This is a genomic window from Streptomyces iakyrus (assembly GCF_000717055.1).
Classification (GTDB): Bacteria; Actinomycetota; Actinomycetes; order Streptomycetales; family Streptomycetaceae; genus Streptomyces; species Streptomyces iakyrus.
In genome coordinates, this window is record NZ_JNXI01000003.1 from 461,734 (window position 1) to 474,952 (window position 13,219).

Here is a 13,219-nt window from a genome sequence, read left to right on the forward strand (position 1 = left end):
GTCTGACACGGACCGGTGCGAGTGATGTGATCATGCGATGACCGACTTGCGTATCCGGGCCGCGACGCCCGAGGACCTCGACGCCGTGCTGGCCTTCTGGAAGGTGGCCGCCGAGGGCACCAGCATCAGCGACGACCGCGCCGGTGTGGAGCGGCTGGTCGCGCGGGACCCCGAGGCGCTGATCCTGGCCGAGCGTCATGGCGAACTGGCCGGTACGGTGATCGCGGGGTTCGACGGCTGGCGCTGCCATCTGTACCGGCTGGCCGTGCACCCGGACAGCCGCCGCCAGGGCATCGCGACCGCGCTGCTCGCCGCCGCCGAGGAGCGGTTCGTACGGCTCGGCGGGCGCCGCGCGGACGCGATGGTGCTCACGCGCAACGAGAGCGCGCACCGGGCGTGGGAAGCCGCCGGCTACGGGCCCGAGGAGCAGTGGCGGCGCTGGGTGAAGCCGCTCGCCGGGTAGGCGGATGAGCGCATGATCGGCCCGGAAGAGGACTTTGCCCATCCTTTACCCTTGAATGGCCACTCGGTCCTGCATGAAAGGTTGTGAGCGTCCGCCCATGGGCGAGCCTCCCCGCGCGCGACACCGCGCGTTCCGCCCCGTCCTGGAGAACCATGGAACGGGGGTGAACCGATGACCGAAGTGCTCCTCCTCCTGGCGGCGATCGCGCTCTCGCTCGCCTGCGGCGCCTTCGTGGCGGCCGAGTTCTCCCTCACCACGGTCGAGCGCTCCGAGCTGGAGCGGGCCGTCGAGCGCGGTGAGCGGGGCGCGCAGGGGGCGCTGAAGGCCGTACGGAGTCTGACGTTCCAGCTCTCCGGCGCGCAGCTCGGCATCACCGTCACGAACCTGGTGGTCGGCATGCTCGCCGAGCCGTCGATCGCCGCCCTGATCGCCGGACCGCTGGAGGACCTCGGCATCTCGCGCTCGGCGTCGCACAGCATCGCGCTGGTGCTCGGTACGGCCGCGTCGACGGTGTTCCTGATGGTCGTCGGTGAGCTGGTGCCCAAGAACTGGGCGATCTCCTCGCCGCTGACCGTCGCGAAGACCGTGGGCAACGCGCAGCGCTGGTTCAGCGCCGCGTTCCGGCCGTTCATCACGCACCTCAACAACACGGCTAACCGGGTCGTGCGGCGGATCGGTGTGGAGCCCGCCGAGGAGCTCGCCTCGGCGCGCGGGCCGCAGGAGCTGGCGGCCCTCGCCCGGCACTCCGCGAAGGAGGGCGCGCTGGAGGCCGACACCGCCGAGCTGTTCGTGCGCACGCTGAACCTCGCCGACCTGACCGCGGAGAACGTGATGACGCCCCGGGTGCAGGTCGTCGCGCTGGAGGTGCAGGCCACCCTGGAGGACGTCGCGAACGCGACCCGGGCGACCGGCCTTTCCCGGTTCCCCGTCTACCGCGGCACCCTCGACTCGGTCGTCGGAACGGCCCACGTCAAGGACGTGCTGGCGGTGCCGGCCGAGCGCCGGACCCGGATCTACGTCTCCGAGCTGATGCGCGAGCCGCTGCTGGTCCCCGAGTCGCTCACCGTCGACCGGCTCCTGGACCGGCTCTCCGGCAAGCGCACGATGGCCGTCGTGATCGACGAGTACGGCGGCACGGCGGGCGTGGCCACGCTGGAGGACATCGTCGAGGAGGTCGTCGGCGACGTCCGCGACGAGCACGACCCGCACGAGACCCCGGACCTCGCCGCGGCCGGCACCGACGAGAGCGGGCACCCCCTGTACTCGGCCGACGGCTCCGCGCGGGTGGACCACCTCGAACGGATCGGGCTGCGCGCGCCGGAGGGCCCCTACGAGACGCTCGCCGGGCTGGTGGCGACGGTGCTCGGGCGGATCCCGGCCGCCGGGGACACCCTGGAGGTCGCCGGCTGGCACCTGGAGGTCCTGGACGCCACGGGGCGCCGGGCCGCCCGCGTCCGGTTGCGCGCCCCGCTCGACGACCACAAGCCCGACGAGAAGGGGGTGGAGCTGTGACCGCCGTCCAGCTGCTGATCGGACTGGCGACGCTCTTCGTCAACGCCTTCTTCGTCGGCGCCGAGTTCGCGCTGATCTCGGTGCGCCGCAGCCAGATCGAGCCCTACGCCGACCGGGGCGACCGGCGCGCGAAGAGCGTGCTGTGGGGCCTGGAGCACGTCTCCGCGCTGATGGCGGCCGCGCAGCTCGGCATCACGCTGTGCACGCTGGTGCTGGGCGTGGTGGCCGAACCGGCGATCGCGCACCTGCTGGAGCCGGCGTTCCACGCGGTGGGCGTGCCCGAGGGCGCGGGCCACGCGGTGTCCTTCGTGATCGCGCTGTCCCTCGCGACGTATCTGCACATGCTGCTCGGCGAGATGGTGCCGAAGAACATCGCGCTCGCCGAGCCGGTGCGCAGCGCGCTGGCGCTCGGGCCGCCCCTGGTGGCGCTGTCCCGGGCGCTGCGGCCGGTGATCTTCACGGTGAACGCGTTCGCCAACGCGCTGCTCAAGCTGCTGCGCGTGGAGGCCCGGGAGGAGGTGGCCGCCTCCTACTCGGACGCGGAGATAGCGCAGATCGTGAAGGACTCCAGCGAGGCGGGCCTGATCGACGACCGCGCCCAGGAGCGGCTGCACGACGCCCTGGAGCTGGGCCGCCGTCCGGTGCGGGACGTGGTGCTGCCGCTGGAGCGCGTGGAGTACGCGAGCGTGGGCGTCACCCCGGAGGAACTGGAGCGGCTGTCGGCCGGGTCCGGGTTCTCCCGCTTCCCGGTGGTGGACGAGGGGCGGCGGATCGTCGGCTACCTGCATGTGAAGGACGCCCTGGACGCCGTCGGGCGCCATACGCCGTTCCGCCTGCGGGACATGCGCCCCATCGCCCGGGTGCGGGAGCACACCCCGCTGGACGACGTCCTCACGGCGATGCGGGGCAGCCGTACGCACGTCGCGGCCGTCCTCGGGGCGGACGGGCGGCTGGCGGGCCTGGTGACCATGGAGGACGTGCTGCGGGAGCTGTTCGGCCGGCGGGCTTGAGGCGGGGTCCGCGACACCGACCGACTGGCGGGTATGTGCACGGGATACCATTCCCGTCGCCATGCAGACGAACCCCACCTACAGCAGCCTGGTCGCGGTCGGCGACTCCTTCACCGAGGGCATGTCGGACCTGATGCCCGACGGCACCTACCGGGGCTGGGCGGACCTGCTCGCCGCACGGCTGGCGGCCCGTACGCCCGGCTTCCGGTACGCCAACCTCGCGGTGCGCGGCAAGCTGATCCAGCAGATCGTCGACGAGCAGGTCGACGTCGCGGCGGCCATGGGAGCCGACGTGATCACCCTGGTCGGCGGCCTCAACGACACCCTGCGGCCCAAGTGCGACATGGGCCGGGTGCGCGCTCTCCTGGAGGAGGCCGTGGAGAAGCTGGCCCCCGCCTGCCGGCAGCTCGTGCTGATGCGCAGCCCGGGCCGGCAGGGACCCGTCCTGGAGCGGTTCCGGCCGCGCATGGAGGAGCTGTTCACCTGTGTCGACGAGCTGGCCGCCCGGCACGGCGCGATCGTCGTCGACCTCTACGGCGCGCCGTCCCTGAGCGACCCGCGGATGTGGGACGTGGACCGGCTGCACCTGACGGCCGAGGGCCACCGCCGGGTCGCGGAGGCGGTGTGGCAGACGCTGGGCTACGACCCCGAGGACGCCGACTGGCACACGCCGATGCCGGCGACGCTGCCGCCGGGCTGGGTCATGCGGCGGGTGGCGGACGCCCGCTTCGCCCGGCAGCACCTGCTCCCGTGGATAGGCCGCCGGCTGACGGGCCGCTCCTCGGGCGACGGGCTGCCGCCCAAGCGGCCGGAGCTGGCGCCCTACGAAGACCCGGCGTAGCCGCAGGTGGACGCGTCGGTCACGGCGTCGTAGGTTCCGACAAAGACACCCGCGGGGCTGGCCTGCACGAATCGCCAGTAGAATCCGGTCACGTGACTTCCGCTCCCGCCAAGCCCCGCATCCCGAACGTCCTCGCCGGACGCTACGCCTCCGCCGAGCTCGCCACGCTCTGGTCGCCCGAGCAGAAGGTGAAGCTGGAGCGGCAGCTCTGGCTCGCCGTGCTGCGGGCCCAGAAGGACCTCGGGATCGAGGTACCGGACGCGGCCCTGGCCGACTACGAGCGCGTCCTCGACACCGTCGACCTGGCCTCCATCGCCGAGCGCGAGAAGGTCACGCGGCACGACGTGAAGGCGCGGATCGAGGAGTTCAACGACCTCGCCGGGCACGAGCACGTGCACAAGGGCATGACCTCCCGCGACCTCACCGAGAACGTCGAGCAGCTGCAGATCCGCCTGTCGCTGGAGCTGATGCGCGACCGCACGGTCGCCGTCCTGGCCCGGCTCGGCAAGCTCGCCGGCGAATACGGAGAGCTGGTCATGGCCGGCCGCTCGCACAACGTCGCCGCGCAGGCCACCACCCTCGGCAAGCGCTTCGCCACCGCCACCGACGAACTGCTCGTCGCCCACGGCCGCATCGAGGAGCTGCTCGGCCGCTACCCGCTGCGTGGCATCAAGGGCCCGGTCGGCACCGCGCAGGACATGCTGGACCTGCTCGGCGGGGACGCCTCGAAGCTCGCGGACCTGGAGCAGCGGATCGCCGGGCACCTCGGCTTCTCGCAGGCGTTCACCTCGGTCGGCCAGGTCTACCCCCGCTCGCTGGACTATGAGGTCGTGACGGCCCTGGTGCAGCTGGCGGCGGCCCCGTCGTCGCTGGCCAAGACGATCCGCCTGATGGCCGGGCACGAGCTGGTCACCGAGGGCTTCAAGCCGGGCCAGGTCGGTTCCTCGGCGATGCCGCACAAGATGAACACCCGCTCCTGCGAGCGCGTCAACGGCCTGATGGTCATCCTGCGCGGCTACGCCTCGATGACCGGTGAGCTGGCGGGCGACCAGTGGAACGAGGGCGACGTGTCCTGCTCGGTGGTGCGCCGGGTCGCACTGCCGGACGCGTTCTTCGCGCTGGACGGTCTGCTGGAGACGTTCCTGACGGTGCTCGACGAGTTCGGGGCGTTCCCGGCGGTCGTCGCCCGTGAGCTGGACCGCTACCTGCCGTTCCTCGCCACCACGAAGGTGCTGATGGGCGCTGTGCGCGCGGGCGTGGGCCGGGAGCTCGCGCACGAGGCGATCAAGGAGAACGCCGTCGCCTCCGCGCTCGCCATGCGCGAGCAGGGCGCCGAGCGCAACGAACTGCTCGACAAGCTGGCCGCCGACGCGCGCATCCCGCTGGACCGTGACCAGCTGGACGCGCTGATGGCCGACAAGCTGTCCTTCACCGGTGCCGCGGGCGACCAGGTCGCCACCGTCGTCGCCCGGGTCGAGGAGATCGTCAAGCGGAACCCCGAGGCCGCGGGCTACACGCCCGGGGCGATCCTCTGACACGCCGCCCCTGATGGCGCGATTCACCCCTGAGGAGTTGGAGGCCGCCCGCGACCGCGTCGTGCCCGACGTGGTCGCGGAGGGTCTGCACGTCCTGTTCTGCGGCATTAACCCCGGTCTGATGACGGCCGCGACGGGCCATCACTTCGCCCGCCCGGGCAACCGCTTCTGGCCGGTGCTGCACCGCTCCGGGTTCACACCGCGGCTGCTGAAGCCGTCCGAGCAGCAGGAGTTGCTGTCGTACGGGCTCGGCATCACCAACGTCGTGGCGCGGCCCTCGGCCCGGGCCGACGAGCTGAGCGCCGAGGAGTACCGGGAGGGCGGGCGGCTGCTCGCGGCGAAGGTGGAGCGGCTGCGGCCGCGCTGGCTGGCCGTCGTGGGGGTGACCGCGTACCGGGCCGCGTTCGACGACCGCACGGCGCGGGTGGGGCCGCAGTCGCGGACGATCGGGGACACGCGCGTATGGGTGCTGCCCAACCCGAGCGGGCTGAACGCGCACTGGACGGCCGAGACGATGGCGGAGGAGTTCGGCCGGCTGCGGGAAGCCGCCGGGGCCTGATCCGCTACGGCGGGTCCGTCTCCGTGACCAGGGCCAGCAGCCGGACCTCTCGCGACACATCACGGTCGCCGACCGCGAGGGCCACCCAGCGGCCCGTGCCCTCCACCTCCCACAGGTGGGCGACGCCCGCGCACGCGCTCAACTCGGCCCATGGGCGGGGTATCTCCTCCCGCTCGGTGCGCAGCAGGACCGTCTCCAGGTTGTAGGGGTCCGTGTCGCCCCAGCGGGAGGCGAGGAGCTCGTAGACCGCGTCGCGGTCCTTCTCGTACTGGTCGATCGTCACCGCCCGGGCGGCCGGGTCGGTGTCCGTCGCGGCCTCTAACACCGCGACGTGGTGACCCGGTCCCGAACAGCCGACGTCCGACGGGCCGTGCTCCGCCGGAAAGGGGCGGTAGCACAGCTCGTCGATGACGGCGATGTGCTGTGCGATGTTCATGGGTCCAGTAAACCCGCCCCCACTGACACTTGGCGGGGCATCACCCGGCTCGTCGTCAGGCGTCCCTGCGGCACAGGCGCCAGGCTCCCGCCAGCAGGGCGGCGGCCGTCCACAGCGCGGTCACTGCGAGCCCCGACCACGGCCCCAGGGTGCCGTCGTAGGTCTCCCTGAGGACCAGTTGCCCGGCCTTGTCGGGCAGGAAGTCGGCGAGGGTGCCGGTGGCGTCACCGATCACGAACGACACCACGAGGATGAACGGCACCAGCAGGGAGAGGGTGGCCACGCCGCTGCGGAGAAGGGCGGCGATCCCTGCGGCGAACAGCGCCATCAGCATGAGGTAGAGGCCGCAGCCCACGACCCCGCGCACCTGCTCACCGGTGCTCAGCCCGCCGGCCGCCCGGCCGAGGCCCGCCCGGGCCGCGAGCAGGGCGGCGAGGGCCGCCCCCAGCCCCACGAGGAGCGCCGGTGCGGCGATGACGGCCGCCTTGGCCGCGAACCACCGGCCGCGGCGCGGCACCGCTGCCAGCGAGAGCCGCAGCGCGCCCTGGTGGAACTCCGACGACACGGCCATGGCCCCGAAGGAGACGGCCGCGATCTGACCCGGTATGACGCCGGACAGGGACGCGAACAGCGGATCGAACCCCGGGTCCGAGGCCTCGGAGACCCCGGCGAGCGCGGAGAACGCCACGGTGGCCGCGAACAGCGCCAGCAGTGCTCCCGGGAGCGAGCGCAGCGTGCGGATCTTCAGCCACTCGGAGCGCAGTACGGGTGTCCGTTCCATGGTCAGGCCTCCTGGTGCTGTGCGGTGAACTCGGTCTCGGCCCCGGTGAGGTCGAAGTAGGCCTGCTCCAACGTGCCCTCCTCGGCGGCCAGTTCGAGGAGCGGCAGGCCCGCGGCACAGGCGACGCGGCCGATGTCGTCCAACCGCGCGCCGTCCACGGTCCAGTGCCCGTCCGCGTGCTCCTGCGCGTCGTGGCCGTGCCGGGCGAGGACGGACGTGAGCGCGACGGGATCGGTCGTGCGGATGCGCACGCGGGGCCGCACGCGCGCGTGGATGAAGTCCCGCACCGGGGTGTCGGCGAGCAGCCGGCCCCGGCCGAGGACGACGAGGTGGTCGGCGAAGGACGCGGTCTCGTTCATCAGGTGGCTGGAGACCAGGACCGTGCGGCCCTCCCCCGCAAGCCGGCGCAGCAACGTCCGTATCCACACGATGCCTTCGGGGTCGAGGCCGTTGGACGGCTCGTCCAGCATGACGACCTCGGGGTCGCCCAGCAGGGCGGCGGCGATGCCGAGCCGCTGGCGCATGCCCAGGGAGTACGTCCGCACGCGGCGCCGGGCCACCGATGCCAGGCCCGTCTCCTGAAGGACCTCGTCGACCCGCCGGTCGGGGATGCGGTTGCTCGCCGCGAGGACCCGGAGGTGGTCGCGGGCGGTGCGGGAGCCGTGCGCGGCCTGCGCGTCGAGCAGGGCGCCCACGTGGCGCAGGGGTTCACGGAGCGCCGGGTACGGCCGGCCGCCGATCGTGGCGGAGCCGGCGGTCGGCCGGTCGAGGCCGAGCACCAGCCGCATGGTGGTGGACTTCCCGGCGCCGTTCGGGCCGAGGAAGCCGGTGACGCGGCCGGGGTGCACGCGGAAGGTGAGCCGGTCCACGGCCCTCCGGCCGCCGAACTCCTTGGTGAGGTCTCGGACGTCGATGCTGGTCATGACAGCAGCGTGGCAACCGGACCGGAGTGCGGTCCTCCCCCGGCGGTGGAGATCGTCTCCCCCGTGCGGGGGAGGCTCGCTGTCGGTGCCCGCTGGCACCATGACGCCATGGTCCGCATGCTGCGCCCCTTCACCCGGGCGGTGACGTACACGCGGTGGCTGCATCTCTCCATGGCCATCGTGTGGCCCTCCCTGTGGCTGTTCATCGACGAGGCGTGGTGGACGGTGGCCACGGCGACGGTGCTGCTGGGGCTCGCGGGCCTGGTCCCCGCCATGCGGGTCGTGGAGGGGTTCCAGGCCAGGCTGCTGCTGACCGGCCACCGGGACGGTGAAGAGGGCCCGGAGATCGTCGTCGCCCCCTCGGTCACCTGGGGCGACCGCGGCCGGGTGGTGGTGTGGCTCCAGGCGAGGCTGTTCTTCGGCGCCCTGGTGTCGCATCTCGCCGTCCAACTGCTCCTCCTCGCGGTGGACCTGGTGTCGACGGCGATCAGCGGCGAACGGGCCGGCGGCGCCTGGCTCGTCGTCACGGGCCACCACTGGTGGTACGCCCTGCTCACGCCACTGCCCCTGGTCCTGGCGGCCGCGGTCGTGGTCGGTTCGGGGCACCTCATCACGGCCCTCGCGCTGCGGCTGCTCGGTCCTTCCCCCGCCGAGCGGCTCGCCGCGCTGGAGGAGCGCACGGAACAGCTCCTGGAACGCACGCGGATCGCCCGCGAGTTGCACGACTCCATCGGGCACGCGCTCACGGTCGCCGTCGTGCAGGCGGGGGCGGCCCGGGCGGCGGGCGATCCCGCCTTCACCGACCGGGCCCTGGGCGCCATCGAGGAGACCGGCCGGGCCGCTCTGGAGGACCTGGAGCGGGTGCTCGGCGTCCTGCGCGAGTCGGGGAAACCGGTGAGCGGCAGACCGACGCTCGCCGACGCCGACCGCCTGCTGGAGTCGGCCCGGGCCTCCGGGGCGAAGGTCGACGCCGAGGTGACGGGCCCGGTGGAGACGGTGCCCGGGCCGGTGTCGCGGGAGGGCTACCGCATCCTCCAGGAGTCGCTGACCAACGTGCTGCGGCACGCGGGGGCGGTCCCGGTGCGTGTCCGGGTACGCGTCGCCGACGGCACCCTCGTCCTCGCGATACGCAATCCGCTGCCGGCCGGGGCCCCCGGATCGGGGCGCGGCAGCGGGCTGCGCGGGATACGCGAACGCGCGGCCCTGCTCGGCGGGCTGGCCCGGACCGGGCCCGACGAAGGCGACTGGCAGGTCCATGCCGAACTGCCGCTGAGTTGATCTACGCTGGTCCGATGCCGGTCACCGTTCTCCTCGTCGACGACGAACCCCTGGTGCGCGCGGGTCTGCGGGCCGTGCTGGAGGCGCAGCCCGACATCGAGGTCGTCGGGGAGGCGGCGGACGGGGCGGCTGTGATCCCGCTCGTGAGGCGGTTGCGGCCGGACGTGGTCGCCATGGACGTACGGATGCCGCTGCTGGACGGCATCGAGGCCACCCGGGCGCTGCTGCGGACGGTCGACGATCCGCCGCGGATCCTCGTGGTGACGACGTTCGAGAACGACGAGTACGTGTACGAGGCGCTGCGGGCGGGAGCCGACGGGTTCCTGCTCAAGCGGGCCCGGCCCGCCGAGATCGTGCACGCCGTGCGGCTGATCGCCGAGGGGGAGTCGCTGCTGTTCCCGGCCTCGGTGCGGCAGCTCGCCGCCGAGTACGGCGACACCGGCGGCAACCGCGCGGCGCGGGCCGTGCTGGAGCGGGCCCAGCTGACCGAGCGCGAGTCCGAGGTGCTGCGGCTGATGGCGCGCGGCTTGTCGAACGCGGAGATCGCCGCCCGCCTGGTCGTGGGGACCGAGACCGTGAAGTCGCATGTCAGCGCGGTGCTGGCGAAGCTGGGGGCGCGGGACCGCACCCAGGCGGTGATCGCGGCGTACGAGTCGGGGTTCGTGGCACCCGGCTGATCACGGGGCCGGTGCCCGCCGCCCCTCGCCGGGGTGTGCCGCGTCGAAGTACGATCCGGCCAACACGGGCACGACCTGGGAGGACGGACGGTGGGGCGGCTGACCGGCGGGGATCCCTCGCTGCTGCGAAGGATCAACTCCGCGGTGGTGCTGCACGCGCTGCGCGCCACGGACTGCGCGACGCTGACCGAGATCACCCGGGTGACGGGGCTGTCCCGGCCTACCGTGGAGGGCGTCGTCGAGGGGCTCATCGAGGCCGGGCTCGTCGTGGAGAAGGCGGCCGAGGAGGGCGCTGCCCGGCGGCAGGGGCGTCCGGCGCGGCGGTTCCGTTTCCGGGCGGAGGCCGGTCATCTGCTCGGTCTTGAGATCGGCGCGCACCGGGTGGCCGCGCTGCTGTCCGACCTGGACGGCCGGGTGATCGGCGCGCAGGCCAAGGAGGTCTCCGAGACGGCGGAGGCCGATGAGCGGCTGGAGCGCCTGCGCGGTGCCGTCGCCGAGTTGCTGCGGCGGGCCGGGGTCGCACGCGGCTCGCTGCGGGCCGTGGGCGTGGCCACGCCCGGGATCGTGGAGGCCGACGGCACGGTACGGCTGGGCACGGCCCTGCCGGGGTGGACGGGGCTGCGGCTGGGCGAGCGGCTGAGCCGGTCGTTCACGTGCCCGGTGCTGGTCGAGAACGACGCCAACGCGGCCGTCGTCGCCGAGCACTGGAAGGGCGCGGCCACCGAGTCGGACGACGTGGTGTTCGTGCTGGCGGGGCTGAGCCCGGGCGCCGGTGCGCTGATCGGGGGCCGGCTGCACCGCGGGTACGGCGGAGCGGCCGGCGAGATCGGCGCGCTGCACCTGCTGGGCCGGGAGGTGACGCCCGAGACGCTGCTGTCCACCACGGACGAGCCCCTGCACCCCCTCGACGAGCAGGCGGTCGCCGGGGTCTTCGCGCAGGCCCGCGAGGGCGACCAGCGGGCCCGTGCCGCCGTCGACCGCTTCCTCCAGCGCCTGGTCCACGACGTGGCCGCGCTCGTCCTCGCCCTGGACCCGGAGCTGGTCGTCATCGGCGGCTGGGCAGCGGGCCTGGACGGCGTGCTGGGCCCCCTCCGCCAGGAACTCGCCCGCTACTGCCTGCGCCCCCCGGAGGTCACCCTCTCCGGCCTCGGCGACGCGGCCGTGGCGACGGGCGCCCTGCGCCTGGCCCTGGACCACGTGGAGGAACAACTCTTCGCGGTGGAGCAACGCCCCCTTTAGGGTCCGGGGCTGTGCCGACATGCGGCTCCGCCGCGTGGGGGCGACGAGCCACAGCGCGCCGGCAGCCCCCCACACACCGCACCCTTACGGCGCCGGGCTCAGGACGCCTGCTTATGAAGCCCGGCGTGGATCTCCACACCCCCCGCATCACCGAAGGTCAACCGGCACGTGTCAGCGCGATACGTCGCCACCGACAACGCAGCCGTACGCCCCCCGGCGAAGAACCGCGTCGTCACCACCAGCACCGGCGCCCCCGGCAGCCGGTCCAGCTCCTTCGCCTCGTCGGCCCCGGCGGAGCCGAGCTCCACCGCGTTCTCCTGCCGCTCCGGCTCCAGCCGCTGCAACTCCCGCAGCACCGCACGCGCGTGGGCCGCCCCGGACGGGGCGTCGATGCCGGAGAGTTCGGGCACCGAGGGCTGCGGAATGTACAGCAGCTCCGCGGCCACGGGCCGGCCGTGCGAGACCCGGGAGCGCCGCACGATGTGCACGGGCTCGTCGCGGCCGGTCTCCAGCGCGTCGGCGACGGCCGCCGGCGGCACGGCCGCCGTGCAGTCGACGGGCTGCCAGGCGTCCTCGGAGCCGCCCGGCCAGGTGTGCGGGCCGGTGCCGAGGGAGACGCCCATGCGGGGCGGCGCGACCGTCGTGCCGACACCGCGGCGGCGCTGCAGCCTGCCTTCCAGTTCGAGCTGCTCCAGGGCCTGGCGGAGCGTGGCCCGGGCGACGCCGAAACGGGCCGCGAGGTCGCGCTCGTTCGGAAGGATCTCCCCCACCGAGAACTCCGAGTCGAGCGCTTCACTGAGCACCGTCTTGAGATGCCAGTACTTCGGCTCCTGCACCGATTCCAGCTGCGTGGTCCCCACCCTGTCCTCCGCAATCGCCGTGGTCGGCGGCGTTTTAGCGCCCTTGTTTATTAAAGGTTGTTGCACTTCTCTGCGACCATAGGGCGGCCCTGATCCTTGGTCAAGACCAATGGCCGGGAACGTTCACGGGGCGTTCATGCGAGGCCTCCGACCGGGCTCGCAAAGGGTGCTCAGGCGGCGGCCAGGGACCGCAGCTTGTCGGGGTTGCGGATGATGTAGACCGACTGCACGCGGCCGTCGGCCACGTCGAGCTGGAAGACGGAGTCGGGCTCGCCGCCGGACAGGATCAGCACGGCCGGGCCGCCGTTGACTTCCAGGAAGCGCACGGTCAGACCCGGGAGGCTCTTCTGCGCGGTGCCGATGAGGAAACGGCCGACCTTGTCTGCGGTCTGCAGGACTCGCAGCGGCGCCCGCGACTTGCCGCCGCTGTCGCCGACGAGCCGGACCTCCGGGGCGAGCAGCGCCATGAGACCTTCGAGGTCGCCGTCGGCCGCGGCGGCGAGGAACCGCTCGGTGAGGTCGCGGCGCTGGGCGGGGTCGACGTCGTAGCGCGGGCGCCGCTCCTCGACGTGCTTGCGGGCCCGCCCGGCGAGCTGGCGCACCGCCGGCTCGCCGCGGTCGAGCATGGCGGCGATGTCGGCGTAGGGGAAGCCGAAGGCCTCGCGCAGCACGAACACGGCCCGCTCCAGCGGTGACAGCGACTCCAGCACGACGAGGACGGCGAGGGAGACGGAGTCGGCGAGCACGGCCCGCTCGGCGGTGTCCGGCACGGTGTCGCCGAAGTCGGTGACGTACGGCTCGGGCAGCCAGGGGCCGACGTACGTCTCGCCGCGGGCCTTGATCTGGCGCAGCCGGTCGATGGCGAGGCGGGTGGTGATCCGTACCAGGTAGCCGCGCGGCTCGCGCACGTCTGTGCGGTCGCTGCCGGACCAGCGCATCCAGGCCTCCTGGACCACGTCCTCCGCGTCGGCCACCCGGCCGAGCATGCGGTAGGCGACACCCAGCAGGACGGGCCGGTGTGCTTCGAAGACGTCGGTCGCGGTCTCGGTGGTCACGGCTCCATCCCAGCCCACCGATGCGGCCCTGTCCAGGCGGAATCGTCCCT

14 protein-coding genes are annotated in these 13,219 nt (G+C 73.2%); 9 read left to right on the top strand and 5 right to left on the bottom strand.

The annotated features are described in order from the left end of the window. Positions 1-37 precede the first annotated feature (37 nt). The 6 genes from OO68_RS07145 (at position 38) to mug (ending at position 5,920) form a co-directional block, all read left to right on the top strand. Complete coding sequence (locus tag OO68_RS07145) at positions 38-463, top strand: GNAT family N-acetyltransferase (protein WP_033307271.1); 426 nt, start codon at positions 38-40, stop codon at positions 461-463. Between the two features lie 171 nt (positions 464-634). Continuing rightward, positions 635-1,975: a hemolysin family protein gene (locus OO68_RS07150; protein ID WP_033307272.1), complete on the top strand. Its 1,341-nt coding sequence runs from the start codon at positions 635-637 to the stop codon at positions 1,973-1,975. Beyond that, complete coding sequence (locus tag OO68_RS07155) at positions 1,972-2,985, top strand: hemolysin family protein (RefSeq protein ID WP_033307273.1); 1,014 nt, start codon at positions 1,972-1,974, stop codon at positions 2,983-2,985. The genes OO68_RS07150 and OO68_RS07155 overlap by 4 nt, the downstream gene beginning before the upstream one ends. A gap of 61 nt (positions 2,986-3,046) precedes the next feature. Then, complete coding sequence (locus OO68_RS07160; protein WP_033307274.1) at positions 3,047-3,826, top strand: SGNH/GDSL hydrolase family protein; 780 nt, start codon at positions 3,047-3,049, stop codon at positions 3,824-3,826. 92 nt (positions 3,827-3,918) lie between these two features. Next, entirely contained in the window at positions 3,919-5,361 is a 1,443-nt protein-coding gene (purB, locus tag OO68_RS07165; protein ID WP_033307275.1) for an adenylosuccinate lyase, read from the top strand. Positions 5,362-5,374: 13 nt separating this feature from the next. Continuing rightward, a complete protein-coding gene (gene mug, locus OO68_RS07170) occupies positions 5,375-5,920 on the top strand; it encodes a G/U mismatch-specific DNA glycosylase (protein WP_051814520.1) in 546 nt (181 codons plus the stop codon). 4 nt (positions 5,921-5,924) lie between these two features. Here mug and OO68_RS07175 read toward each other — a convergent pair whose 3' ends face one another. The 3 genes from OO68_RS07175 to OO68_RS07185 are packed head-to-tail and all read right to left on the bottom strand — an operon-like array spanning position 5,925 to position 8,060. Beyond that, positions 5,925-6,356, bottom strand: a complete 432-nt coding sequence (locus OO68_RS07175) for a hypothetical protein (protein WP_033307276.1) — start codon at positions 6,354-6,356, stop codon at positions 5,925-5,927. Between the two features lie 55 nt (positions 6,357-6,411). Continuing rightward, positions 6,412-7,137, bottom strand: coding sequence for an ABC transporter permease (locus OO68_RS07180; RefSeq protein ID WP_033307277.1), 726 nt, complete (start codon positions 7,135-7,137; stop codon positions 6,412-6,414). Positions 7,138-7,139: 2 nt separating this feature from the next. Beyond that, a complete protein-coding gene (locus OO68_RS07185) occupies positions 7,140-8,060 on the bottom strand; it encodes an ATP-binding cassette domain-containing protein (RefSeq protein WP_033307278.1) in 921 nt (306 codons plus the stop codon). Between the two features lie 108 nt (positions 8,061-8,168). On the opposite strand from OO68_RS07185, the gene OO68_RS07190 reads away from it, so the two are divergent. The 3 genes from OO68_RS07190 to OO68_RS07200 all read left to right on the top strand — a co-directional run bounded on the left by OO68_RS07190 (position 8,169) and on the right by OO68_RS07200 (position 11,254). After that, positions 8,169-9,338, top strand: a complete 1,170-nt coding sequence (locus OO68_RS07190; protein ID WP_033307528.1) for a sensor histidine kinase — start codon at positions 8,169-8,171, stop codon at positions 9,336-9,338. Positions 9,339-9,352: 14 nt separating this feature from the next. Next, on the top strand, positions 9,353-10,015 hold the full coding sequence (locus OO68_RS07195; RefSeq protein ID WP_033307279.1) for a response regulator: 663 nt from the start codon (positions 9,353-9,355) through the stop codon (positions 10,013-10,015). A gap of 90 nt (positions 10,016-10,105) precedes the next feature. After that, entirely contained in the window at positions 10,106-11,254 is a 1,149-nt protein-coding gene (locus tag OO68_RS07200) for an ROK family transcriptional regulator (RefSeq protein ID WP_033307280.1), read from the top strand. A gap of 98 nt (positions 11,255-11,352) precedes the next feature. On the opposite strand, the gene OO68_RS07205 is transcribed toward OO68_RS07200, so the two are convergent. Together OO68_RS07205 and OO68_RS07210 are read right to left on the bottom strand one after the other, a co-directional pair. Then, positions 11,353-12,114: a GntR family transcriptional regulator gene (locus OO68_RS07205; RefSeq protein ID WP_033307281.1), complete on the bottom strand. Its 762-nt coding sequence runs from the start codon at positions 12,112-12,114 to the stop codon at positions 11,353-11,355. 170 nt (positions 12,115-12,284) lie between these two features. Beyond that, a complete protein-coding gene (locus tag OO68_RS07210) occupies positions 12,285-13,169 on the bottom strand; it encodes an RNA polymerase sigma-70 factor (protein WP_033307282.1) in 885 nt (294 codons plus the stop codon). Between the last annotated feature and the right edge of the window lie 50 nt (positions 13,170-13,219).

What these genes read in the sequence shown, in the direction of transcription:
- OO68_RS07180 (WP_033307277.1), bottom strand. Translation starts at nt 7,137, where the DNA reads ATGGAACGGACACCCGTACTGCGCTCCGAGTGGCTGAAGATCCGCACG.
- mug (WP_051814520.1), top strand. Translation starts at nt 5,375, where the DNA reads ATGGCGCGATTCACCCCTGAGGAGTTGGAGGCCGCCCGCGACCGCGTC.
- OO68_RS07150 (WP_033307272.1), top strand. Translation starts at nt 635, where the DNA reads ATGACCGAAGTGCTCCTCCTCCTGGCGGCGATCGCGCTCTCGCTCGCC.
- OO68_RS07195 (WP_033307279.1), top strand. Translation starts at nt 9,353, where the DNA reads ATGCCGGTCACCGTTCTCCTCGTCGACGACGAACCCCTGGTGCGCGCG.
- OO68_RS07145 (WP_033307271.1), top strand. Translation starts at nt 38, where the DNA reads ATGACCGACTTGCGTATCCGGGCCGCGACGCCCGAGGACCTCGACGCC.
- OO68_RS07160 (WP_033307274.1), top strand. Translation starts at nt 3,047, where the DNA reads ATGCAGACGAACCCCACCTACAGCAGCCTGGTCGCGGTCGGCGACTCC.
- OO68_RS07175 (WP_033307276.1), bottom strand. Translation starts at nt 6,356, where the DNA reads ATGAACATCGCACAGCACATCGCCGTCATCGACGAGCTGTGCTACCGC.
- OO68_RS07185 (WP_033307278.1), bottom strand. Translation starts at nt 8,060, where the DNA reads ATGACCAGCATCGACGTCCGAGACCTCACCAAGGAGTTCGGCGGCCGG.
- OO68_RS07190 (WP_033307528.1), top strand. Translation starts at nt 8,169, where the DNA reads ATGGTCCGCATGCTGCGCCCCTTCACCCGGGCGGTGACGTACACGCGG.